This is a genomic window from Chiayiivirga flava (genome assembly GCF_014202825.1).
Taxonomy (GTDB): Bacteria; Pseudomonadota; Gammaproteobacteria; order Xanthomonadales; family Xanthomonadaceae; genus Chiayiivirga; species Chiayiivirga flava.
Map to the genome: position 1 here is coordinate 84,188 of NZ_JACHHP010000006.1, position 23,589 is coordinate 107,776.

At 70.0% G+C, this 23,589-nt stretch carries 22 protein-coding genes; 17 read left to right on the forward strand and 5 right to left on the reverse strand.

Annotated features, from left to right (window positions below; all coding sequences use genetic code 11):
- Window positions 1-366 precede the first annotated feature (366 nt).
- Entirely contained in the window at window positions 367-1,863 is a 1,497-nt protein-coding gene (locus HNQ52_RS14800) for an aminotransferase class III-fold pyridoxal phosphate-dependent enzyme (RefSeq protein ID WP_183961956.1), read from the reverse strand.
- Window positions 1,864-2,116: 253 nt separating this feature from the next.
- Here HNQ52_RS14800 and HNQ52_RS14805 point away from each other — a divergent pair, with 253 nt between their 5' ends.
- The 15 genes from HNQ52_RS14805 to HNQ52_RS14875 all read left to right on the forward strand — a co-directional run bounded on the left by HNQ52_RS14805 (window position 2,117) and on the right by HNQ52_RS14875 (window position 15,994).
- Window positions 2,117-3,052: an ABC transporter ATP-binding protein gene (locus HNQ52_RS14805; RefSeq protein WP_183961957.1), complete on the forward strand. Its 936-nt coding sequence runs from the start codon at window positions 2,117-2,119 to the stop codon at window positions 3,050-3,052.
- Window positions 3,049-3,828: an ABC transporter permease gene (locus tag HNQ52_RS14810; protein ID WP_246387870.1), complete on the forward strand. Its 780-nt coding sequence runs from the start codon at window positions 3,049-3,051 to the stop codon at window positions 3,826-3,828. Before HNQ52_RS14805 ends, HNQ52_RS14810 begins: the two co-directional genes overlap by 4 nt.
- A 10-nt stretch (window positions 3,829-3,838) precedes the next feature.
- Window positions 3,839-5,674 carry a CIA30 family protein gene (locus HNQ52_RS14815; protein ID WP_183961958.1) on the forward strand — a complete coding sequence of 612 codons (1,836 nt, stop codon included), beginning with the start codon at window positions 3,839-3,841 and terminating at the stop codon, window positions 5,672-5,674.
- 89 nt (window positions 5,675-5,763) lie between these two features.
- On the forward strand, window positions 5,764-6,903 hold the full coding sequence (locus HNQ52_RS14820) for a sensor histidine kinase (protein WP_343059380.1): 1,140 nt from the start codon (window positions 5,764-5,766) through the stop codon (window positions 6,901-6,903).
- Window positions 6,900-7,502 (forward strand): response regulator transcription factor, encoded by a 603-nt coding sequence (locus HNQ52_RS14825; protein ID WP_183961959.1) that lies wholly within the window; start codon window positions 6,900-6,902, stop codon window positions 7,500-7,502. The genes HNQ52_RS14820 and HNQ52_RS14825 overlap by 4 nt, the downstream gene beginning before the upstream one ends.
- A gap of 78 nt (window positions 7,503-7,580) precedes the next feature.
- On the forward strand, window positions 7,581-8,528 hold the full coding sequence (gene fabD / locus HNQ52_RS14830) for an ACP S-malonyltransferase (protein WP_183961960.1): 948 nt from the start codon (window positions 7,581-7,583) through the stop codon (window positions 8,526-8,528).
- Window positions 8,525-9,274: a 3-oxoacyl-ACP reductase FabG gene (gene fabG / locus HNQ52_RS14835; RefSeq protein WP_183961961.1), complete on the forward strand. Its 750-nt coding sequence runs from the start codon at window positions 8,525-8,527 to the stop codon at window positions 9,272-9,274. Before fabD ends, fabG begins: the two co-directional genes overlap by 4 nt.
- Window positions 9,275-9,421: 147 nt before the next feature.
- Entirely contained in the window at window positions 9,422-9,661 is a 240-nt protein-coding gene (acpP, locus tag HNQ52_RS14840) for an acyl carrier protein (RefSeq protein ID WP_183961962.1), read from the forward strand.
- 182 nt (window positions 9,662-9,843) lie between these two features.
- Complete coding sequence (gene fabF / locus HNQ52_RS14845; protein ID WP_183961963.1) at window positions 9,844-11,082, forward strand: beta-ketoacyl-ACP synthase II; 1,239 nt, start codon at window positions 9,844-9,846, stop codon at window positions 11,080-11,082.
- Between the two features lie 72 nt (window positions 11,083-11,154).
- Window positions 11,155-12,504, forward strand: coding sequence for an aminodeoxychorismate synthase component I (locus tag HNQ52_RS14850; RefSeq protein WP_183961964.1), 1,350 nt, complete (start codon window positions 11,155-11,157; stop codon window positions 12,502-12,504).
- Window positions 12,505-12,588: 84 nt separating this feature from the next.
- A complete protein-coding gene (gene mltG / locus HNQ52_RS14855) occupies window positions 12,589-13,674 on the forward strand; it encodes an endolytic transglycosylase MltG (protein WP_183961965.1) in 1,086 nt (361 codons plus the stop codon).
- Window positions 13,671-14,300: a dTMP kinase gene (gene tmk / locus HNQ52_RS14860; protein ID WP_183961966.1), complete on the forward strand. Its 630-nt coding sequence runs from the start codon at window positions 13,671-13,673 to the stop codon at window positions 14,298-14,300. The genes mltG and tmk overlap by 4 nt, the downstream gene beginning before the upstream one ends.
- Entirely contained in the window at window positions 14,297-15,307 is a 1,011-nt protein-coding gene (gene holB, locus HNQ52_RS14865; protein ID WP_183961967.1) for a DNA polymerase III subunit delta', read from the forward strand. The genes tmk and holB overlap by 4 nt, the downstream gene beginning before the upstream one ends.
- Window positions 15,308-15,309: 2 nt before the next feature.
- The gene (locus HNQ52_RS14870; protein WP_183961968.1) at window positions 15,310-15,669 is read left to right on the forward strand and encodes a PilZ domain-containing protein; all 360 of its coding nucleotides are present in this window, start codon (window positions 15,310-15,312) and stop codon (window positions 15,667-15,669) included.
- Window positions 15,670-15,697: 28 nt separating this feature from the next.
- Window positions 15,698-15,994 (forward strand): hypothetical protein, encoded by a 297-nt coding sequence (locus tag HNQ52_RS14875; protein ID WP_183961969.1) that lies wholly within the window; start codon window positions 15,698-15,700, stop codon window positions 15,992-15,994.
- 22 nt (window positions 15,995-16,016) lie between these two features.
- On the opposite strand, the gene HNQ52_RS14880 is transcribed toward HNQ52_RS14875, so the two are convergent.
- Window positions 16,017-17,033, reverse strand: a complete 1,017-nt coding sequence (locus HNQ52_RS14880) for an alpha/beta fold hydrolase (RefSeq protein WP_183961970.1) — start codon at window positions 17,031-17,033, stop codon at window positions 16,017-16,019.
- A gap of 207 nt (window positions 17,034-17,240) precedes the next feature.
- Here HNQ52_RS14880 and HNQ52_RS14885 point away from each other — a divergent pair, with 207 nt between their 5' ends.
- Window positions 17,241-18,383, forward strand: coding sequence for a hypothetical protein (locus tag HNQ52_RS14885; protein WP_183961971.1), 1,143 nt, complete (start codon window positions 17,241-17,243; stop codon window positions 18,381-18,383).
- A 312-nt stretch (window positions 18,384-18,695) separates the two neighbouring features.
- On the opposite strand, the gene HNQ52_RS14890 is transcribed toward HNQ52_RS14885, so the two are convergent.
- Both HNQ52_RS14890 and HNQ52_RS14895 read right to left on the reverse strand, forming a co-directional pair.
- Window positions 18,696-20,054 carry a hypothetical protein gene (locus tag HNQ52_RS14890; protein WP_183961972.1) on the reverse strand — a complete coding sequence of 453 codons (1,359 nt, stop codon included), beginning with the start codon at window positions 20,052-20,054 and terminating at the stop codon, window positions 18,696-18,698.
- Window positions 20,055-20,121: 67 nt separating this feature from the next.
- On the reverse strand, window positions 20,122-21,504 hold the full coding sequence (locus HNQ52_RS14895) for an L-serine ammonia-lyase (protein ID WP_183961973.1): 1,383 nt from the start codon (window positions 21,502-21,504) through the stop codon (window positions 20,122-20,124).
- Between the two features lie 121 nt (window positions 21,505-21,625).
- Between HNQ52_RS14895 and HNQ52_RS14900 the strand changes: the two genes are divergently transcribed.
- The gene (locus HNQ52_RS14900) at window positions 21,626-21,859 is read left to right on the forward strand and encodes a glutaredoxin family protein (protein WP_183961974.1); all 234 of its coding nucleotides are present in this window, start codon (window positions 21,626-21,628) and stop codon (window positions 21,857-21,859) included.
- 105 nt (window positions 21,860-21,964) lie between these two features.
- Here the strand turns inward: HNQ52_RS14900 and HNQ52_RS14905 are convergent, their stop codons facing one another.
- Window positions 21,965-23,404, reverse strand: a complete 1,440-nt coding sequence (locus HNQ52_RS14905) for a right-handed parallel beta-helix repeat-containing protein (RefSeq protein WP_183961975.1) — start codon at window positions 23,402-23,404, stop codon at window positions 21,965-21,967.
- Between the last annotated feature and the right edge of the window lie 185 nt (window positions 23,405-23,589).

Sequence of the window (23,589 nt, forward strand, 5' to 3'; positions counted from 1 at the left end):
GGCAGGAGGGGGGCGGATAGCGACCACGCAACCTTCAATCTGGCGCTCCTCTCCCGCGTAGCGGGGCAGGATGCCGGCAGTCAGGAGGGGTCGAGCAGCGACCGCCCAACCTTCAATCTGGCGCTCCTCTCCCGCGCAGCGGGGGAGGATGCCGGCAGGCAGGAGGGGGGGGCGGGTAGCGACCGCGCAACCTTCCATCTGGCGCTCCTCTCCCGCGCAGCGGGGGAGGATGCCGGCAGACAGGAGGGGGAATCGCGTCCCGCTCCCCGCGTTCACGACGACCTGCGCGGCGCCCCGCGACGCCTCCGCGGCGTGGCGAGACCTCGCCGGCTGCCCCCGCGTCAGCCGGCCCGAGGATCGACCCGCTTACGCCGCTTCCGCCTGGCGCTTGCGCGGCCCGTTGAGCAGCGCATCGCGCACCGACGCGATGACAAGATCGATCTCGTCGCTGCCGATGCCGAAATGCGGGGTGAAGCGCAGCGAATTGACGCCGCCGTGGATCACGCCGATGCCGCGCTCGCGCAGGTATTCCTCGGTGCTGTCGACGCCGTAGCACTTGAATTCCGGCGACAGCTCGCACGAGAACAGCAGGCCGGTGCCCTGCACCTTGGTGATCAGGCCGGGCAGTTCGTTGCGCAGGCGGTTGAGCTTGTCGACGAACTCGCGGCCGCGTACCACGATGTTCTCGCGCACCGCCGGCGTCACCGCCTCCAGCACGGCGCATGCGACGTCCATCGCGCGCGGGTTGGTGGTCATGGTGTTGCCGTAGACGCCGCTGCGGTAGAGGCCGGCGGCGCGTTCGCCCACCGCGAGCACCGACAGCGGGTACTGGCCGGCGTTGAGCGCCTTCGAATAGGTTTCCATGTCCGGCGCGGGCAGGGCTTCGAAGCCGGGGTAGTCGAGGATCGACAGCACGCCATGCGCGCGCAGGCCGGCCTGGATCGAATCGACGAGGAACAGGCTGCCGTGCGCGGCGGTGAGCTCGCGCGCGGCGGTGTAGAACTCGGGCGTGACCGCGCGGCCGGGGTCGCCTTCGCCCATCACCGGCTCCAGGAACATCGCTTCGATGAACCAGCCGTGCTGCTCGGCTTCGGCGAACACCGAACGCAGGTGTTCGACGCTGTACGGCTCCACCGTCAGCAGCGAATCGTCGCCGCGGTAGCTTGCCAGATGCTGCATGTACGCCTTGCGGCTGGAATCCGAATACCGCGCCGGACCCTCGGTGCGGCCGTGGAAGGCGCCTTTCACCACCACGCGCTTGATCGTCTTGCCGGCGTGCCGCGCGCCCGCCTCGGTCATCGCGCGAGCGTTGATGTCGGCGATGCGGCAGGCCAGCGTGACCGATTCGGAGCCCGAATTGAGGCAGAAGAACCGCGTGTACGGACAGCCGCCGCGAGCGGCGCCGATCTCGCGCTTGAGCGCACGCGCAAGACGCAGCTGCGAGAACGACGGCGTCATGATGTTGGCCATTACCTGCGGCCGTGCCATCGCCTCCAGCACGCGTGCGGGCGTGTGGCCGAAGCCGAGCATGCCGTAGCCGCCCGAATCGTGCAGGACCGCGCCCTTGAGCGTGACCACCCACGGACCGCGTGCGGCGAGCGCCACATACGGATTCACCGCGTCGTTCGGGTAGAAGTTGACGAAGTCGGCCTGCACCGTCTCGCGCTGCGCGTCTTCGTCGAGCGTCAGCAGCTCGGGGAATTCGCGGCGCAAGGACTCGAACTGGTCGAGCGCGGCGTCGACCGCTTCCTCGAGCTCCGGATGGCTCGCCGCGAAACGGCGCACGCTGGCGTCGTCGAGGCCGCGCGTGCGGATGCTGCCGCCGTGCTGGCGCAGGGTTGCGAGTTTGTCGAGCACAGTCATATCCCCTCCGATCCTTTCAGGTTTCTTGCGCCGGAAACAAATGATGCGCGGAGGTCCGCGCATCGCTGGTGCAGAATCGATTGTTTCCGATGCAAATTAATGGCTTAGACCCGATTGTAGCATGCAGGACGCGGCCGCAGAACCCCCGGCCTTGCGCGATGCATGACCATTGTCAGGCCCGGATGCTGATGCAACACACTGCAACGCACGGTGCCGCGCCCGCGACAATGCACCCATCGAATGGAGGTGCAGCATGTCGAACGGTCGTGTTCCATTCCCGGCGGGCACGTCGCCGCCGCTGGCCGCGTTGCGCGGCGCGGGCAAGCGCTACGGCGCGGTCGCCGCGCTGGTCGACGTGGATGTCGATGTGCGCGCCGGCGAGGTGCTCGCTGTGCTGGGCGCAAACGGTGCGGGCAAGAGCACGGCGCTTGGGCTGCTGACCGGCCGCATCGGTGCGGACAGCGGCCGTGCGGAATTGTTCGGCGGGGATCCGCGCAACGCTGTGGCACGCCGCGGCATCGGCGTGATGCTGCAGGAAACGCGGCTGCCGGACACCCTGCGCGTGGCCGAACACATCCACCTGTTTTCCAGCTACTACGCCGATCCGCGCCCGGTGGCGCAGACGCTCGAGCTCGCCGGCCTCACCGAGATCGCGAAGCGCCCGTACGCGGCGCTGTCCGGCGGCCAGCAGCGCCGCGTGCAGTTCGCGCTCGCCATCTGCGGCCGGCCCGCGCTGCTGTTTGTCGACGAGCCCACGGTGGGGCTGGACGTGGAGGCGCGTCGCGGGGTCTGGCAGGTGCTGCGCCAGCTGCGCGACGACGGCGCGGGCATCGTGCTGACCACGCACTACCTGGAAGAAGCCGACGCGCTGGCCGACCGCGTGGTGTTGCTCGCCGGCGGGCGCGTGCTGGCGCAGGACACGGCGGCCGGCATCAAGTCGCGCGCCGCAAGCGTGCAGGTGCGGGCGCGCACCACGCTCGACCTCGCGCAGGTGGCCGCGTTCGCCGAGGCCGAGTCGGTGGCGCTGGAAGACGGCGTCACGCGCGTGCACTGCCGCCGACCCGAGGCGCTGCTGCGGCGCTGGCTCGCGGCCGACGCGCACCTGGCCGATCTCGACGTGCGCGGCCTCAATCTCGAGGACGCCTTCGTCTCCCTCACCGCAAGCCATGCGCGAGCAACGCAGCCATGAACCAGCCCGCTCCATTGTCCATGCGTCGCGGCGCACCGTCGCAGTCGCGCATCTACCTGCTCGAAGCCGGCTACGAGCTGCTGCGCATGCTGCGCACGCCGATGTTCGCGATTCCTTCGCTCGCGTTCCCGCTGGTGTTCTACGTGCTGTTCGCACTGGTGCTGCCGGGACAGTGGCGGCAGTACGACAAGGCGATCTTCATGCTGGCCACGTACGGCACGTTCGGCGTCATCGGCCCGGCGCTGTTCGGCTTCGGCGTGGGGCTCGCGATCGAGCGCCAGCAGGGCTGGCTCGAACTCAAGCGCGTCTCGCCGATGCCGATCGGGGCGTACTTCTTCGCGAAGATCGCGTTAAGTCTGGTGTTCGCACTGGCGATCCTGCTGCTGTTGTCGGGCGCCGCGGTGCTGTTCGGCGGCGTCGAGCTTCCGCTGCTGCCGTGGCTGAAACTCGTCGGCGTGCTGCTGCTGGGCACGGCGCCGTTCTGCGCGCTCGGCCTGTGGATCGGCTCGCTGGCGAAGGGCGAAGGCGCGGTGGCCATCGTCAATCTGGTGTATCTGCCGATGTCGGTGCTGTCCGGGTTGTGGATTCCCTTGATGGCGTTTCCGGTGCTGCTGCAGAAACTCGCCGTGCTGTGGCCGGCGTGGCATCTGTCGCAACTGGCGCTGGGCGCGATCGGGCAGGTGCAGGACGTGCGTTACGGCCTGCATGTGGCCGTGCTTGCGGTCACCACGGTGCTGTTTCTTTCGCTGGCCGCGCTGCGGCTGCGCGCGCGCTGAGGAGAAAGCCATGAAGGGTCTCCACTGGGTCGTCGTTGCAAGCGCGGCGCTGCTCGCCGCCCTGCTGTGGGTTGCGTCGCGACCGCCCGATGCCGCGACCGAAGCGGCGGCCGCCACCACACAAGCGCCGGCGGACGAGTTCGCGATCCGCGACGTGCGCGTGTTCGACGGCGAACGCGTGCTCGAACGCGCTACGGTGCACGTGCGCGACGGCCGCATCGTGGCGCTGGGCGAGGCGCTGGCGCTGCCCGATGGCATCCAGAGCGTTCCCGGCGCCGGCCGCACGCTGCTGCCCGGGTTCATCGATGCCCACGTGCACACCTGGGGCGAAGCGCGACAGGACGCGCTGCGTTTTGGCGTCACCGCGCAGCTCGACATGTTTTCCGATCCCGCGCAGCTGCCCGCCGCACGACGCGAGCGCGCCACGCTCGATACCACCGACCGCGCCGATCTGTGGTCGGCCGGCATGCTCGCCACGGCCGCCGGCGGCCACGGCACGCAGTTCGGAATCGCGGTGCCGACGCTGGCCGCGCCCGACGCTGCGGCGGCGTGGGTTGCGGCGCGCAAGGCCGAAGGCTCGGATTACATCAAGATCGTGCGCGAGAACATGCACGTGTACGGCGCGACGAACGCACTGCCGACGCTCGATCGCGCCACCGCCGCCGCGCTGATCGACGCCGCGCACGCGCAGGGCCTGCGCGCGGTGGTGCACGTCTCGGCGCTGGCCGATGCGCGCGAGGCGATCGAGGACGGCGCCGATGGCCTGGTGCATCTCTTCCACGATGCGCCGGCCGACGGTGCGTTCGTGACGCTTGCGCGCGAGCGCGGCGTGTTCGTCGTGCCGACGCTGGCCGTCATCGCGGGCTTCTCGGGGCGCGCCACCACGCTGCCGGACGATCCGCGCGTGCTGCCGTGGCTCAGCGCCGAACAGCGCGGCACGCTCGCCGCGCGCTTTCCCGCGCCGCCCGAGCCGGCGCATCTGCTGGCGGCGCTGGAGAGCGTGCAGCGCCTGCACGTGGCCGGCGTGCCGCTGCTGGCCGGCACGGATGCGCCGAATCCGAACACCGCGCACGGTGCCTCGATGCACGAGGAGCTGGTGTTGCTGGTCGACGGTGGCCTTGCGCCGCGCGACGCGCTCGCCGCCGCCACCGCGCGCGCGGCCGATGCGTTCGGACTCGACGACCGCGGCCGCATCGCGCCCGGCAAACGCGCCGACCTCGTGCTGGTGGAAGGCAATCCGACGGCCGACATCACCGCCACACGCGCCATCGCCGCAATCTGGAAAAACGGCCGTGCGGTGCAACGCAACCGGGCGGTTGCCGTCGCCGACGGCGCAGCGCTCGACGTCCTCGCGCCGGGTCTGGTCAGCGACTTCGACACGGGCGGTCTCGACGCGCGCATCGGCAGCTGGAGCGCAACCAGCGACCGCATGGCCGGCGGTGCGTCCGACGCCACCGTGGCTGCCTTGCCCGATGGCGCCGCAGGCGCCGGCGCACTGCGCACACAAGGACGCATCGAGCCCGGCTTCGCCTATCCGTGGGCCGGCGCCTTCCTCGCGGTCGGCGCGGCGCCGATGCAGCCGGTGGATGCCTCGGCGCTGACCGAACTGGTGTTCCAGGCGCGTGGCGACGGCCGCGCGTACGCCGTGCTGCTGTTCTCCGGGCAACAGCCGCGACCGATTCCCGCGCGCGTGCAGTTCACGCCCGGCACGGAGTGGCGCGAGGTGCGTGTCGTGTTCGCCGATGTCGCCGACGTGGACCTTGCCACGTTGCGCGGCATCGCGTTCACCGCACACGATCCGGCCGGCGCCTTCACCCTGGATCTGGATCGCGTGGAACTGCGCTGATGCACCCGTACGCGCCGCGCGGCAGCACGCCCCGCGTTACGCTTGGCGCCGACCGCGCGACCCGTCGCGCACCCTGCCGAGCCCGATCCGTGCAACGCCCCCGCAGCGACCTCGTCACCGACGGCATCCACGCACATCCCGTGGCTGCGCTGGTGTACCTGTTTTTCGTGTTCCTGCCGCTGTTTTTCCAGCCGCGCTGGACGTGGACACCGTTCGCCGCAAGCCTGCTCGCGATCGCGCTGTTCCTGCCGCTGCACTTCGCGTTTGCGCGCGGGCAGGGACGCGGACGCGCGTTGATGCCGCTGGCGACGGCCGCGATCGGCTACGCGCTGATTCCGTTCAACTCCGGCGGCAACACCTTCCTGATCTACGCGATGGCGATGGCGGCGCTTGCGTACGCACCGGCACGCGCCATCGCGGTGTCGTCGCTGCTGCTGGTGCTGATGGGCATCGAATTCTGGTGGGTGATGCCGTCGGCGGCCTTCGCGCTGGGCTCCACCGGCATCGTCGGCGTGATCGGTGCGATGGTGCTGTTCGGCACGCTGTTCGACCGCAACCGCGCCCGCCGCGATGCCGAACTGCGCCTGACCCAGGACGAGGTGCGCCGCCTCGCGGCGCTGGCCGAGCGCGAGCGCATCGGCCGCGACCTGCACGATCTGCTCGGCCACACGCTCTCGGTGGTAGCGCTCAAGAGCGAGCTCGCCGGCAAGCTCGTCGAGCGCGATCCCGCCGCGGCGAAACGGCAGATCGGCGACGTGGAGCAGGTGGCGCGGCAGGCGCTCGCACAGGTGCGCGAAGCGGTGGCCGGCATCCGCGCGAGTGGCCTGCAGGCCGAACTCGCTGCCGCGCGCCTCACCCTGCTCACGGCCGAGGTGTCGCTCGACCAGCAGCTGGCGGCCATCGACCTCGACCCGCCCGGCGAGCACGCGCTCGCATTGGTATTGCGCGAGGCGGTGACCAACATCCTGCGGCACGCGGGCGCCACGCGCGTGGACGTGGAACTGCGCGACGACGGCAGCCGCGTCACGCTATCGATCGCCGACGACGGCCGCGGCGGCGCGGACCTGCGCGGACACGGTCTCGCCGGCATGCGCGAGCGCCTGACCGCGCTCGGCGGCGCGCTCGAGATCGACAGCCCCGCCGGCGGCGGCACGCGCCTGCTCGCGCACGTGCCGCGCCAGCCGTCCGGCGCGTTGCCCGCGCCCGTGCTCGCAGGCGGCGCACGATGATCCGGCTGGTGCTGGCCGAAGACCAGGCGATGGTGCGCGGCGCACTGGCGGCACTGCTGCGGCTCGAGCCCGACATCGACGTCGTGGCCGAAGCCGGCGACGGCGACAGCGCCTGGGACGCGATTGCGACCCACGCGCCGGACCTGCTCGTCACCGACATCGAAATGCCCGGTGCCAGCGGCCTGGATCTTGCGCTGCGCCTGCAGCAATCGGGCAGCGCCACGCGCGTGGTGATTCTCACCACCTTTGCGCGCGCCGGTTACCTGCGGCGTGCGCTCGATGCCGGCGTGCGCGGCTACCTGCTCAAGGACGCACCGTCCGAGCAGCTGGCGCAGGCGCTGCGGCAGGTGCAGCGCGGCGCGCGCGTGATCGATCCGCAGCTGGCCGTGGCCGCGTGGGGCGACGACGATCCGCTCACCGAGCGCGAACGCGCGGTGCTGCGCCTGGCGGGCGAGGGCATGAAGACCGCCGACATCGCGCAGCGCCTGCATCTGTCGCCCGGCACCACGCGGAACTACCTGTCCGAGGCCATCGGCAAGCTCGGCGCCGCCAACCGGATCGAGGCCTGGCGCACGGCGCGCGCGAAAGGCTGGCTGTAGCGGCGCGATACGCCGCAGTACAGACGATTCGCGCAGGCCCGCAGTATCATCGCGCCCCCTCCCGCACCGGCGCACCGCGTGGCCTCTTCCACTCTCGCATTTGTCTTTCCCGGCCAGGGCTCGCAGTCGCTCGGCATGCTCGGCGAACTGGCGGCCGCCTTTCCGCAGGTGCGCGCGAGTTTCGACGAGGCCTCGCACGGCGCCGACGTCGATCTGTGGGCGCTCGCGAAGGACGGCCCCGAGGAGCGCCTCAACCAGACCGAATTTACCCAGCCCGCGCTGCTTGCGGCCGGCGTCGCGGTCTGGCGCGTGTGGCAGGCGCAGGGCGGCGCGGAGCCGGCGGCGTTCGCCGGACACAGCCTCGGCGAATACGCCGCACTGGTTGCGGCCGGTGCGCTGTCGCTCGCCGACGGCGCGAAACTCGTGCGCGAACGCGGCCGCCTGATGCAGGCCGCGGTGCCCGCGGGCAGCGGCGCGATGGCCGCAGTGCTCGGCGCCGACGACGCTTTGGTGGCGGAGGTCTGCGCGCAGGTCTCGAACGACACCGTCGTGGTGCCCGCCAATTACAACTCGCCCGGTCAGATCGTGCTCGGCGGTCACGCCGACGCGGTCGATCGTGCGTTGGCCGAACTCGCCCACCGCGGTGTGCGCAAGGCGGTGAAGCTCGCCGTCAGCGTGCCGTCGCACACGCCGCTGATGCGCGGCGCGGCCGACCACCTCGCACGGTTCATGGATACGCTCGAATGGCGCCTGCCGGACCGCCCGGTGATCCAGAACGCCGCCGCCATCGAAAACACCACCACCGACACCATCCGCGACGACCTCGTGCGCCAGCTCTACCTGCCCGTGCGCTGGACCGAGTGCATCGCCGCGCTGGTCGCCGGCGGTGCGACCCGCATCGGCGAATGCGGCCCGGGCAAGGTGCTGACCGGCCTCGCCAAGCGCATCGACAAGACCATCGACGCCCGCGCGCTCGGCACCCCCGCCGAACTCGCCGCCGCCCGCCAGGACTGGAGCCAGCCATGAGCCATTCCCTCCCGCTGCACGGCGAGATCGCGCTCGTCACCGGCGCCAGCCGCGGTATCGGCGCGGCCATCGCCGACGAACTGGCCGCGCAGGGCGCCACGGTCGTCGGCACCGCCACGAGCGAGGCCGGCGCCGCCGCCATCGGCGAGCGCCTCGCCGCGCACGGCGGCGCGGGTCGCGTGCTCGACGTGAGCCACGCCGGCGCGATCGAAGCGCTGATCGAATCCATCGCCACGCAGTTCGCGCCGGTCTCGATCCTGGTCAACAACGCCGGCATCACGCGCGACAACCTGCTCATGCGCATGAAGGACGAGGACTGGCAGGCGATCATCGACACCAACCTCGGCAGCGTGTTCCGCAGCTGCAAGGCGGTGCTGCGCGGCATGATGAAGGCGCGGCGCGGCCGCATCGTCAACATTGCGTCGGTGATCGGCGTCACCGGCAATGCCGGACAGACCAACTATGCGGCGGCCAAGGCCGGGATCATTGCCTTCAGCAAGTCGCTGGCAAAGGAAATCGGCAGCCGCGGCATCACCGTCAACGTGGTGGCGCCGGGCTTCATCGACACCGACATGACACGCGCCATGCCGGATGCATCGCGCGAGGCGCTGCTCGGGCAGATTGCACTCGGGCGCCTGGGCGAGGCGAGCGACATCGCACGCGCCGTCGCCTTCCTCGCCGGACCGAACGCCGCCTACATCACCGGCGAAACCCTGCACGTCAACGGCGGCATGTACATGCCGTGACGCCACTCGCGGCCGGTCCGCCGGCCGCGTAAGCTACGCCTTTCCGCCCACGCCCGGCCCGCGGCCACCGCGTCCGGTTCCACAGCTGGCCCGCAAAACCGCGACCCACTACAATGCGCGGGCTTTTTCCCCGGAGGTTCTGAACCAATGAGCAGCATCGAAGATCGCGTCAAGAAAATCGTCATCGAACAGCTTGGCGTCAAGGAAGACGAAGTCACCGCGAACGCCTCGTTTGTGGACGATTTGGGCGCGGACTCGCTCGACACGGTCGAGCTTGTGATGGCGCTCGAGGAAGAGTTCGAGTGCGAGATCCCGGACGAGGAAGCCGAGAAGATCACCAGCGTCCAGCAGGCGATCGACTACATCAAGGCGCACGTCAAGGCCTGAGCCTGGCGCGCGGGGTCGCGTTGCGGCCCCGTGCATGCCGACGCCGCGCCACGGGCACGCGCCGGCGTGTGGCGCAACTGCGGAACGTCCGTCGTCCCGCGCACAGCGGCCGCCGTGCAGGCGCCGCGCCGGCCGCCGCGGCCGCATCCGTTCCAGTCCGCTGACCGAGGAGAACCCAGCGCATGAGCAAGCGACGCGTCGTCGTCACCGGCATGGGCATCGTTTCGCCCGTCGGCAACGATCTGTCCAGCGCCTGGGACGCCATCACCCACGGCCGTTCCGGGATCGGCCCGGTCACGCATTTCGATCCGGTCGGGTTCCCGACCACCATCTGCGGCGAGGTGCGCGATTTCGACGCCACGCGCTGGATCGGCGCGAAAGACGCCAAGAAGATGGATCCCTTCATCCACTACGGCGTCGGCGCGGCCTTCATGGCCATCGACGATGCGGGCCTGGAGATCACCGAGGCCAATGCCGAGCGCATCGGCGTGATCGTCGGCTCGGGCATCGGCGGCCTGCTCGGCATCGAGGAAACCACCGAGAAGTTCGTGCAGGGCGGGGTGCGGAAGATCTCGCCGTTCTACGTGCCCAGCACCATCATCAACATGCTGCCGGGCCAGATCAGCATCCTCAAGGGCATCAAGGGCCCGAGTTTTTCCGCGGTGAGCGCGTGCGCCACGTCGAACCACTCCATCGGCACCGCGATGCGCATGATCCAGTACGGCGATGTCGACGTGATGGTCACCGGCGGCGCTGAACGCGGCTCCTCGCCCACCTCGATGGGCGGCTTCTGCGCGATGCGCGCGATGTCCACGCGCAACGACGAACCGATGAAGGCCTCGCGCCCGTGGGACAAGGACCGCGACGGTTTCGTGCTCGGCGACGGCGCCGGCGTGCTCGTGCTCGAGGAATACGAGCGCGCGAAGGCGCGCGGCGCGCGCATCTACTGCGAGCTGGCCGGCTACGGTGCGAGTTCGGACGCGTGGCACATGACGGCGCCGAGCGAAAACGGCGAAGGTCCCGCGCGCTGCATGGCGATGGCGCTGGCCGATGCCGGCATCGCGCCGGACCAGGTGCGGTACCTCAACGCGCACGGCACCTCCACGCCGCTCGGCGATCTTGCCGAGACGCTGGCGATGAAGCGCGCCTTCGGCGCGCACGCGTACGACATGATGGTGTCGTCCACCAAGTCGATGACCGGCCACCTGCTCGGCGCGGCCGGCGGCGTCGAAGCGATCTTCACCGTGCTCGCGATGCACCACGGCATCGTGCCGCCGACGATCAACCTCGATGAGCCCGGCGAAGGCTGCGACCTCGACTACGTGCCGAACGTCGCGCGCGAAGCGACGCTGGACGTGGCGATGTCGAACGGCTTCGGCTTCGGCGGCACCAACGGCACGCTGGTGTTCCGGCGCATCTGACGGTCCGCGGCGACATGGCCGGGCGCGGTCGCGTCGATCGACGCGCCGCGACGCGCGTCGGATGAACCTCGCATGCTGACCACTCCGCTGCCCGACCATCTCGATCTGCTCGCGCTGCACCAGCGCAATCCGCAGCGGTATCCGTGCCTGCTGCAGAGCGCCGCGCGCGGCAACGCGCGTGCGCGCTACGACGTGCTGCTGGCGTTTCCGCAGGGCGGATTGCGCCTGGACGCCGACGGCGTCACGCGTGACCTCTCGGGCGCGTGCATCGACGGCACCTTCCTCGCCGCGCTGGACGCACGCTTCGCACACGAGCGCACGCAGCGAGATGCCGACGACGGGCTGCCGTTCCACGGCGGCTGGGCGGTATACCTGGGCTACGAACTGGCCGCGCAACTCGAACCGCGGCTGCGGCTGCCGCAGGCGCCCGGTGCGCTGCCGGTGGCCGTTGCGCTGCGCTGCCCGGTCGCGGTGGTGCGCGACCATGCGCGCGGTTGCGTCACCGTCGTCGCCGAGCCCGACCATGCGGCCTGCGCCGAACGTGTCCGCGCCGACGTCGATGCCCTCGGCGACACGCTGCCGGTGCGGATCGACATCGACGCCCCGCACGAGGACGCGCCCGAAGCCTTCCTGCGTGGTGTCGCGGCGATCCACGACTATCTCGTCGCCGGCGACGTGTTCCAGGTCAATCTCTCGCGCGGTTGGCAGGCGCGGGTCGGCGCGGACACCACCGCCGCCGCACTGTACGGCGCGCTGCGGACGGCCAATCCCGCACCGTTTGCGGGGCTGTTCGCGTGGGATGACTGGGCCGTGATCAGCTCCTCGCCCGAGCGCCTGCTGTCGGTGCGAGACCGCGTGATCGAAACGCGGCCCATCGCCGGTACGCGCGCACGCATTGCCGGCGACGCCGACGCCGATCGCATCCGCGAGCTCGTCGGCCATCCGAAGGAACGCGCCGAGCACATCATGCTGATCGACCTCGAACGCAACGACCTGGGCCGCGTCTGCGCGCCGGGCAGTGTCGTGGTCGACGAACTGATGACGGTGGAAAGTTACGCGCACGTGCATCACATCGTCTCGAACGTGCGCGGTGTCCTGCGCGGCGACGTGACGCCGGGGCAGGCCATCGCCGCGGTGTTTCCCGGCGGCACCATCACCGGTTGCCCGAAGGTGCGCTGCATGGAAATCATCGCCGAACTCGAAGCCACGGGGCGCGGGCCGTACACCGGCGCCATCGGCTATCTCGACCGCAACGGCGACATGGATCTCAATATCCTGATCCGGACGCTGTGGCTGCAAGACGGCATCGTGCGCTGGCGTGCGGGTGCGGGCATCGTGGCCGATTCGGACGCCGCCGCGGAACTCGCCGAAACCCGCGCCAAGGCGCGCGGCCTGCTGCGCGCGCTCGGGCTGCGCGACTAGGCTGCGCGGGCGCGGGCCAGGCAGCGGTGCCGTGCGGACGCGCACTGACGCTATCCTAGCCGCCGCACCCGGATCGAACATCGCATGGCCAAGCCCGCAAAGAAGAATCCTGCAAGCGCACCGACGCGCAGACCGTCCGGTCTCTGGCGCGCCGTGCGCTGGCTGTTCGTGCTGTTCCTGCTCGCCGGCGCCGCGGCCGCATGGTTCGTGCACGAGGACTACCGCCGTTTCGCGCGCACCGAGCTGGGCGTTGGCGCGGATGAGATCGTGTTCGAAGTCAAACGCGGCGACTCCTTCAGCCACGTGCTGCGACGCCTACGCAGCGTCGGCATCGACGAAGGCCACGATCTCTACTGGAAGGCACTGGCGTGGGAAACCGGCGTGATGACGCGCCTGCGCGTCGGCGAGTACGCACTCGGCCACGGGCTCACGCCGGTCGCGCTGCTCGACAAGCTCGAACAGGGGCGTGTGATCCAGCACCGCTTCACGCTCGTGGAAGGCTGGAACTTCCGGGAACTGCGCCTCGCGCTGGCGGCGGACACCGCGCTGGAACAGACGATCGCGGGCAAGAGCGACGCCGAGGTGATGCAAGCGGTCGGCGCGCCCGCCGAGCACCCGGAAGGCCGTTTCCTGCCCGAGACCTACAACTACACGCGCGGCACCCGCGATGTCGACCTGCTCAAGCGCGCACGTCTCGCGCTCGATCGCACCCTCGATGCCGCCTGGGCGGCACGCGCGCCCGATCTGCCGCTCAAGACGCCGTACGAAGCGCTGATCCTCGCCTCGATCATCGAGAAGGAAACCGGCGTCGCGGCGGAGCGCCCGCAGATCGGCGGGGTGTTCGTGCGACGCCTGCGCCTGGGCATGAAGCTGCAGACCGATCCCACCGTGATCTACGGCCTGGGCAGCACCTTCGACGGCAACCTCACGCGCAAGCACCTCACCGACGACACGCCGCACAACACCTACACGCGCTTCGGCCTGCCGCCGACACCGATCGCGATGCCCGGTCGCGCCGCGATCGAAGCGGCGCTGAAGCCGGCCGACGGCGACACGCTGTATTTCGTCGCACGCGGCGACGGCAGCCACGTGTTCTCGCGCACGCTCGCCGAACACAATCGCGCCGTGGCGCAGTACCAGCTGCGACGCCGCGCCGGCACCGCGCCGTGAGCGACGGCAAGCTCATCACGCTCGAAGGCGGCGAGGGCGCCGGCAAGTCGACCGCGATGGCCTGCATCGCGAACCGCCTGTGCGCGCGCGGCATCGAGCTGGTGCAGGTGCGCGAGCCCGGCGGCACCCCTGCGGGCGAGGCGATCCGCGCGCTGGTGCTCGATCCGGCGCATCGCGGCCTGCACGCACAGGCCGAGCTGCTGCTGATGTTCGCGGCGCGCGCGCAGCTGGTGCACGCGGTGATCGAACCGGCACTGGCGCGCGGCGCGTGGGTGCTGGGCGACCGCTTCACCGATGCGAGCTTCGCCTACCAGGGCGGCGGCCGCGGGCTCGATGCCGGCTTCATCGCCGAACTCGAGCGGCGCGTGGTGGCACGCAAGCCGGACCTGACCCTGCTGCTCGACCTGCCTGTCCGTGACGGCCTCGCACGCGCGCGCGGCCGTGGCGACAGCGATCGCATCGAGACCGAAGCCGAGCAGTTCTTCGAGCGCGTGCGTGCCGCGTACCGGCAGCGCGCGGCGCTCGAGCCCGCGCGCTGGCGCGTGGTCGACGCCTCGCAACCGCTCGATGGCGTGCTGGGCGATCTTGCGCGCGAACTCGACGCGTTCGTGGACAGCGTCCGATGACCGCCGTCGCGCCGTGGCAGGCGCGCGCCTACGCGCAGGCGATCGCCGCGCTCGACGCCGGGCGCCTGACCCACGCGCTGCTCGTCTGTGGCCCCGAGGGCCTGGGCAAGCGTGAACTCGCCGCCCGCCTGACCCGGCGGCTGCTGTGCCGCGCGCCGGTCGGCGGCGACGCCTGCGGCCGCTGCAAGAGCTGCGACCTGCTGGCCGCCGGGACGCACCCGGACCGTTACGAGGAAACGCTGGAGCCGAACGACAAGGGCGACCTCAAGAGCGAACTCTCGGTCGGGCAGATCCGCCGTCTCGGCGAAAAACTCAATCTCACGCCGCAGATCGGCGCGGTGCAGGTGGCGCTGCTGCATCCGGCCGAACTGATGAACCGCAGCGCCTTCAACGCGCTGCTCAAGACGCTGGAAGAACCGCCGCCCAATCGCTATCTCATCCTGGTCAGCGACCAGCCGTACCGGTTGCCCGCGACCATCCGCAGCCGCTGCCAACGCCTGGAGCTCAAATTGCCGTCGCACGCCGAGGCGCGCGCGTGGCTGCAGGCGAACGCCGGCCGCGTCGCGGCCGTGGACGAGGCGCTTGCCGCCGCGCAGGGCAATCCCGGCCTCGCCCGCAGCTACCTGGACGGCGATGCGCTGGCCCTGCGCCGCGCCGTCGCCGCCGATCTCGCCGCGCTCGCGGCCGGACGCGAGACCGCGCTTGCGACGGCGCAGGCGTGGGTCGCCGACCGGACGTCGCTGCGGCTGCGCTTCGCTGCCGGTCTGGTGCGCGATCATCTGGCGTTCCGCCTCGGCGCAGGCGCAGGGCCCGATGCGCTCGATTCCGCCGGCATCGCATCCCGCCTCGATCTGCACCGGGGTGCGACGTGGTTCGATCAGGCCAACCGCGCGCAGGCCTGGCTCGGCACGCCGCTCCGGCAGGACCTGCAGCTGGTCGAGCTGCTGCGCCAGTGGCAGGCCGCGTGCGCTAAGATGCCGGCGAATCGCAGTCTCGCCGGAGGATGACCATGCTGCCTGGAGCCGGTGCCGCCCGACAGGGCATCCTGTCGCTGGCCATCAAGGACAAGGGATCGCTGTACAACGCCTTCATGCCGTTCGTGAAGGGCGGCGGCATCTTCGTGCCGACGCCCAAGCGCTACAGTCTCGGCGACGAGGTGTTCATCCTGCTCACGCTGATGGAAGACAAGGAGCGCCTGCCGGTGGCCGGCCGCGTGGTGTGGATCACGCCGCCAGGAGCGCAGGGCAACCGCACCGCCGGCATCGGGGTGCAGTTCAACGACTCGGCCGAAGGCGAAATGGTCCGCGGCAAGATCGAAACGCATCTCGCGGGCCTGACCGGCGGCGACAAACCCACGCACACGATGTGAGCGCACAGCACGCGTCACGCGAGGCCCGATGTTCCCGTTCCTGAAATTCGACACGCCGGAGCGGCGCGCGCACGCGCTTTCGCTCGGCCCGCTGAAGTTCATCGTGCTGTACGGCGTGCTGGCGTGGGGCTGCCTCACCGCACTCGTGTTCAGCGTGTTCGCGCCGCTGCTCGGCTTCGTGCCGGATCCGCGCGAAGGGTTGAGCTACATCGAGAAGGTGCTGTCGGCCGCGCCGCTGGCGTTCGCGGTGTTTCCCGCGTGCGGGCTGCTCTGGGGCGCGGCGATGTGGTTCGTGATGCGCAAGGTGGAAACGCGGGCACGCTGAGCTCCCCGCCGAGTCGACGGCGTCAATCCGTGTCGGCCGCGGTGTCGAGCGCGTCCAGCAGCGCCGCAACGAACCGCTCCGGCGCCTCCACCTGCGGCGAATGCCCCAGGTCCGCGAACTCCACCAGCACCGCCTCCGGAATCGCCTTCGCCGCGCGTTTGCCGAGCGCGGGATAGTCCCCGACCCGTGCCTTCACCTGCGCCGAGGCCAGGTCTTTCCCGATCGCGGTCCGGTCGCGCTGCCCGATGAACAGCGTCGTCGGCACCGCGATATGGCCGAACTCGTGCACCACCGGCTGGGTGAACACCATGTCCGAGGTCAGCGCCTGGTTCCACGCCACCTTCGCCTTGCCGTCGCCCGCGTACATGCCCGCGAGCATCCCGACCCAGCGGTCGTAGCCCGGCTTCCACTCGCCGCCGAAATAGACCTCCTGCTGGTACGCCTTGATCGACGCGAACGTGGTCGTCATCTCGCGCGTGTGCCACGCATCCACGCTGCGCCACGGCACGCCGATCGCCTTCCAGTCTTCCAGCCCGATGGGGTTGACCAGCAGCAGCTGCGCGGTCGCCTGTGGATACATCAGCGCATAGCGCGCCGCCAGCATCCCGCCCATCGAATGCCCGACGACGGCCGCACGATCGATTCCGAGCGACGCCAGCAACGCCTGCGTGTTCGCCGCGAGCTGATGCAGCGAAAACTGGTAGTGCGTCGGCTTGCTCGATTTGCAGAAGCCGATCTGGTCGGGCGCGATCACGCGGTAGCCCGCGTCGCGCAAGGTGCCGATCGTGTGTTCCCACGTCGCCGCGCAATAGTTCTTGCCGTGCAGCAGCACGACAGTGCGGCCATTCGGCTCCGCCGGTCGCACGTCCATGTACGCCATCGAAAGCGTCTGTCCCTGCGACTCGAACGCATGGCGCCGAACCGGATACGGATAGTCGAAGCCGTCCAGTTCCGCGCCGTAGCGCGCGATCGTCGCTTCCTGTGCCGAGGCGAACGAACTCGCCGCCATCAGCAGGCTCCACGCGGCAATCCGCTTCATCGCATCGCTCCGGAGGAAAGAACCAGTGCGGAACCTACCGGCATCGCGCCGCCACCGCCATACCCGATGGCGCAGTTGAATGCGTCCTGACGCACCGCCTGCGGTGTTGCGACGTGGCCCGCGCAAGGTGCGTCCTGGCTGGGCGCCGTGGCGCACGCAACCCAACGACAACGCAACGACAACACATGGAGTGGTCCGACGATGACGATGAAAAGATCCTGCATGGCCCTGTTCGCCTGCGGCACGCTTGCCGTGTTCGGAGCCGCCGAACACGCGCGCGCCGACGTCCCCGCGCTGCAGCCGGTCGCGATCCGCGGCGATTTCAGCGGCACCTGGTTCGATCCGGACCGGCCGGGCCAGGGCGTGGTGCTGGAGGTGTTCGACGGCGGTCAGGCCACCGTTGCGTGGTACACGTTCGATGCCGACGGCGCGCCGCTGTGGCTCTACGGCGTCGGCACGCTCGATGGTGCAAGCGTGCACGTGCAACTGCAGCACGTCAGCGGCGGCGTGTTTCCGCCGGCGCAACAGAGCGGCGATGTCGTCGTCGCCCCGTGGGGCGAGGCCACGCTGCATTTCACCGGCTGCAACGCCGGCAGCATCGAATGGGCGGCCGTCACCGACGAGGTAGCGCCCGGCGCAATGCCGCTGACCCGTGCCACCGGCATTCACGGCGCGCGCTGCAACGTGGAGGAAACCTTCGCCGAGCAACGCATCTTTTCGTTCGAGCGCGGCACGCTCGGATTCGAGGCCGTCTTCGCCGACTATCCGCCGGGGCAGGAGCAGTTCCACGAACTCGACTATGCCTTCGAAACCCTGCCCGCGCCGCTCGCGGCGCGCCGCGGCGTGCGTCTGTCCGGCAACAACCACTCCGACGATCTTGCCATGCTGGTCAAGGCGCCGATGGGCGGCCTGCTGCCGAATACGGCGTACCGCGTCGAATTCGAAGCCGAGATCGCCAGCAACGTGCCGAGCAACTGCCTCGGCACGGGCGGCTCGCCCGGCGAATCGGTGTGGATCAAGCTCGGCGCGTCGACGGACGAACCGCTGGCCATCACGCAGGGCGAAGGCGCATCGGCAATGAAGCGGCTCAACATCGACTACGGCGTTCAGGGGAATTCAGGCGCCGATGCACGCATCGTCGGCACGATGGGCAACGGCTATGACTGCGGCAACGAGACCGTCCCGTGGACGCTGCGCTCGCTGTCGACGCAAGGTGAAACCATCGTTGCCAGAAGCGACGGCGACGGCGTGCTGTGGCTGATCGCCGGCACGGACTCGGGCTTCGAGAGTCGCACCGATGTCTACTTCACGGCACTGCGCGTGCGGCTGGAGCCGGCGGCGCCGTTGTGACCGGCGCGCGGTCGCGGCCGCGCGTCTCCAGAGCGCGGCGCGGCGACTGCATCCGCAGATGCCCGCGGTTCGCACCAATGATGGCGCATCTTGTTTCCCGACTACCCCTCGAGGCCGTCCGAGAAGATCGGCCCCGTGGGCCGATCCTGCGGCGGCTGTTCCTCCGGCTGCCGCTCGACCGCGCCCGAATCGCAGTCGGGCATCGGCGAGCCATCGCTCGAAACCGGGCGTGGCAGGTCGCGCCGATAGATTCGGAGGGAGTCGCAGACGGACAGCGGCTCGCCGCAGCGACTCGGCGGTGACACCTCGCCGCTACGGCTCGAAACCGTCGCCCAGCAAGCGCGCTGCGGCGGCGCTCCCCGGCACGGCAAATCCGACGACGCGGGTGCGGGTGATGCCGTCCGGGTCGGTGCGCTGGTCGAGCATGAGGAGGCTGCCGTGCGCCGCGATGTCCGGTTGCGTCGATTGAGCGGTGGCGGTGCCGTCGAGCGAAGGAAGGTCGATGGAAAAGCGGTGGCGCTCGGCGAGATCGTCCGGCGCGTACACCACCGCCGTTGCATCGTCGTCGGCGCCGGTGATGGGCAGCAGCCAGCCGAAGGACGTCGGCGTCGGGTGGCCGGCGGCCATCGCGTCGATGGCGATGTCCCGCTGCACCTGGCCGTCTTCGTCGACCAATGCGAGCCGTCGATCGCCGACGAGCAGGAAACGGTCTTCGTGCCCGCGATAAATCCCGCCACGATCGTAGGCCGCGGGCAGGGTCGGCGTGATGCGGATCGTCGTCGCGTTTCCGTCCAGCATCAAGCGGATCAGCGTGCGCGGCTGCTGGTACTGGGTGAACCACGGTGTTCCGTCAGAATCGAAAACCAGGGTCGTGAACGGCCCACGCAGGGTGACGATGTGTTCGGCCACATTGTCCGGCGTCACGCGCGAGAGCACGATGTCGTGGCCGTAGGTGGCTGGCGGCGCCAGCAGCACATCCGCGCGCCCGAGCATGCGTTCCTCGCCGTCTGCAGTCGCGAGCAGGCGTCCGAACACCACCTGATCGTCGCCGCGCGCGATGTCGCGGCGCGAGACGATGGTGCCGTCCGGATCGAATTCGACACGGCGCAGCACCTGCGCTGCATCCGGCGGCAACGGTTCCGTCCAGGTCAGCAGCAGGTTCCCGTCGACGATACCGAGTCCGGCGTCCGTGTATCCGGTGAACTCGCGCGGATCGATCGACGCGGTCAAATCACCCGATGCGTCGACGTGATGCAAACGCGACCATTGCATGTCGATCACCACGTGCGAACGCGATTCGCGGATCCAGATTCCGCCGCGCCCATCGACTCCGGCGATCTGCCAATGCTGCGACATCCACGGGTCCGGCGTTTCCAGGCAGCGATCGAACCGCCATCGCAAGCGCCCGCTCGCGGTGAATGCCAGCACGCCCGGTCCGTTGTGACCGGTGGCGACGAAGCGGTTCCCCAGCCGATCGCCGACGATTGACATCGAATCGAAAAACAACGGATCGGGTGTCGTGGCACCGTCGCAATCGCGTGCCACGGATTCGATCACCGTTGCGAAGCGCTGGTGCGTCAGCGGCGCCGGGCTTCCGGCGAGTGCGGAGGTCGCAACGCATGCCGCCGCGAGCATGAAGGAGCGCGCACCAAGTCGACCCCCGTAGCGCATGACTCGCCCCTCCCGTGTTGCCCGATCCGAATGCGACGCGAGGGTGGGCCGTACCGTCGCAGCCGATTCAACACTCGATCACGTTCACCGCCAACCCGCCGCGGCTGGTTTCCTTGTACTTGTCCTGCATGTCGCGCCCGGTGTCGCGCATGGTCTTGATGACCTTGTCGAGGCTGACCTTGTGCTTGCCGTCGCCGCGGAAGGCCATGCGTTGCGCGTTGATGGCCTTCACCGCGCCCATCGCGTTGCGTTCGATGCACGGGATCTGCACGAGGCCGCCGATCGGGTCGCACGTCAGGCCGAGGTTGTGTTCCATGCCGATCTCGGCGGCGTTCTCGATCTGGCTCGGGCTGCCGCCCATCGCGGCGACTAGGCCGCCGGCCGCCATCGAGCATGCCACGCCGACCTCGCCCTGGCAGCCGACCTCGGCGCCCGAGATCGACGCGTTTTCCTTGTACAGGATCCCGATCGCCGCGGCCGTGAGCAGGAAATCGAACACGCCCTGTTCGTTCGCGCCGGGGCAGAAGCGGTCGTAGTAGTGCAGCACCGCGGGGATGATGCCGGCGGCGCCGTTGGTCGGCGCGGTGACCACACGGCCGCCGGCGGCATTTTCCTCGTTCACTGCGAGCGCATAGAGGTTCACCCAGTCGAGCACGGTGAGCGGGTCGCGCATCGCCGCTTCGGGCTTGTTGGCCAGTTCGCGGTACAGCGTCGGCGCACGACGCGAGACGTGCAGGCCGCCGGGCAGGGTGCCTTCCTCGCGGACGCCGCGCGCCACGCAGTGCTGCATCGCGGTCCAGATCTCGCGCAGGGCGGCGCGGATGTCATCGGCCGTCCGCCACACCTGTTCGTTGGCGAACATCATCTGCGCGATGCTCAGGCCGCTCGCGGACGCGTGCGCGAGCAGTTCCGCGCCGCTGTGGAACGGATACGGCTGCGCGGTGGTGTCGGCGACGATGCGGTCCTCCGCGGCCTCGTCCTGGTTGACGACGAAGCCGCCGCCGACGGAGTAGTAGTCGCGCGTCGCGATCTGCGCGTCCTGCGCGTCGAACGCGGCGAAGCGCATGCCGTTGGTGTGGAACGGCAGCTTCTGGCGCTTGTTCATGACCAGGTCGCGCTTTTCGTCGAACGCGATCTCGCGCGCGCCGCCGAGCAGCAGTTTTTTCTCGCCGCGGATGCGCGCGAGCGCGGGCGGGATGATGTCGGGGTCGATCAGGTTCGGCCAGTGGCCTTCCAGGCCCATCAGCACGGCCTTGTCGGTGCCGTGGCCGCGCCCGGTGAGCGCGAGCGAGCCGAACACTTCGGCACGCACGCGCGCGACGTCCTGCATGCGGCCCGGTTCCTCGATCCAGCGCTGCACGAAACGCGCGGCCGCGCGCATCGGGCCGACGGTGTGCGAGCTCGACGGACCGATGCCGATCTTGAACAGGTCGAAGGTGCTGACGGCCATCGGTCAGGTCCGCGGGCGGAGGGCGGGGCGGACGTACGCTCGCGGCATGCGAAGGATTCCGGAGTTCAGGGAGAGCCCGCTATTCTACGCCCTGTCCCTCCGCCCGATGCCGCAGTGCCGCATGGCCCTCATCCTCTACCAGCGCGACGATTGCCATCTGTGCGACCGGGCCCTCGAAGTGCTGGCGGCCGCACGCGCGCCCGCGTTCGAGCACGTGTGGATCGACGCCGACCCGACGCTGGAGGCCGCCTACGGCCTGCGCGTGCCGGTGCTGCGCGAGGACCGCACCGGGGCCGAGCTCGACTGGCCGTTCGACGTGGCCGCGGTGCAGCGTTTTCTCGACGCGTTACGCTGAGACGTCACGGCAGCACCTCCTTCACCGGTGTTTCGATGGCGAAGCGCGGCGTGCCGATCCGACACCCGATTCAACCCTGTTGCGGCGAAACGAGCGGGGCGTGCGTCATTCGAACCCGTCGCCGAACAGCGCGAGGCTGCCGAATTCGTGCGCGCCGATGTCCACCTCGGCGCCGACGATGCGCGTGCCGCCGCCCGCGTCCGTCGCGCCGAGTCCGCCGGGCGGAGCGCCGTCGCCCGCGTCGATCGCGACCGAGCCCGCGGCCGGCGCGTAGTTGCCCGCCGCGGGCGCGGCGAACGCCACCGGCACGTCGATCAGGTTGCTGCCGCGTGCCATCCATTCGGGCGGCAGGCTCGCCGTGCCGTGGCCGGTGACGATGGTGTTGAACAGCGAGCCCAGCTCGACGACCGGGAACCGATCGTTGCCGCGCATGCCCATGCCGTCGTTGTCGGCAATGGTCACGTTGGTGATGTCCAGCGTCGACGCCGGCGTGTTGCCGTAGCTGCCGGCAAACAGGCCGTAGGCGGTGCCGATGCCCTGCGTGATTTCGGTGTCGCCCAGGTCCAGGCGGTCGCTGTTGCCGGTCGCCAGCAGCACGTGCGCGCGCGTGCCGAGCACGGCCTCGGAGACGTTGCCGCGCACGATGTTGCCGCGGATCGTGATCGACGCATCGATGCCACCGCCCGCACCGCCGGTGGTGGCGGAGAGCCCCACGCCCTGCGCGTTCACCACGGTCGCGTCCGCCGCCTCGACGATGTTGGCGACGATGCGGTTGTGCAGCAGCTGCACCGACGACGCGCTGAACGCATAGAGCCACACGCCGGCGGCGTTGAGTTCGATGAACGGCGTGCTGCTGCCGGGCAGCATGCGCAGGCGGTTGGCGACGATGCGATTGTGCTCCAGTACGATGCCGGCTTCGTTGTCCGCCGTGGCATAGATGCCGCCGCCGGCCGCGCTTGCACCGGCCTCCAGGCTGTTGTCGCGAACGTCGCAGTCGCTGACCCGCACGCGGCTCGCACCGTTGGCGAAGATGTCGATGCCGCCTCCGGCGATCGAGTTTTCGGTGCTGCCGGCGTTGTCGCGCACCACGCAATCGCGCACCGTCAGCAGCCCGGTGCCCGAGGTGCGCAGCGAGAGGCCGCCGCTGTCGGCGACGCGCTGACCGCCGAACACCGTGGCGTTGGAAAATTCGATCGCGCCGGACGCGGCGCGCAGCGTGAGCGGCCGCGCGTCGTCGCCGGGCAACACGGTGAAGGCGGTGGCCTCCGGGTCGGTGTGCTGCGCGTCGAACGCCGCGTTCCAGCCGCCGGAGATGGACAGCGACTTGTCGCCTTCGTAGTCGATGAAGGGTTTGTCGGTGAAGATGACGGCCTGCAGGCGGATCTCGTGGCTGGCGCCCGCGGTGGCCTCGGCATTCGCGACGGCGAGCGCGAGCGTCGCGAACGCACCGTCGGGCCCGACGGTGAAAACGTCCGCCTGTGCGGACGTACACAGCGCGAGCGCGAGCAGAACGCTGCCTGACGACGGGATGACGAAACGGCTCATGGCGCGACACTCCGGCGGGTGGTGTGCGTTTAACGGCGCCGGGCGGTGGAATCGGACATTGTCGCGTGTCGCGATTCAGCGTGGCGGGGACACGCCGGTTCCGACGCATCGAGCGCTTGCGCACTTGCCTCGCCGACGCGGCCATTCATCGCCGCGTCGGCAGGCCGCTTTCAACAGCCCGCTTT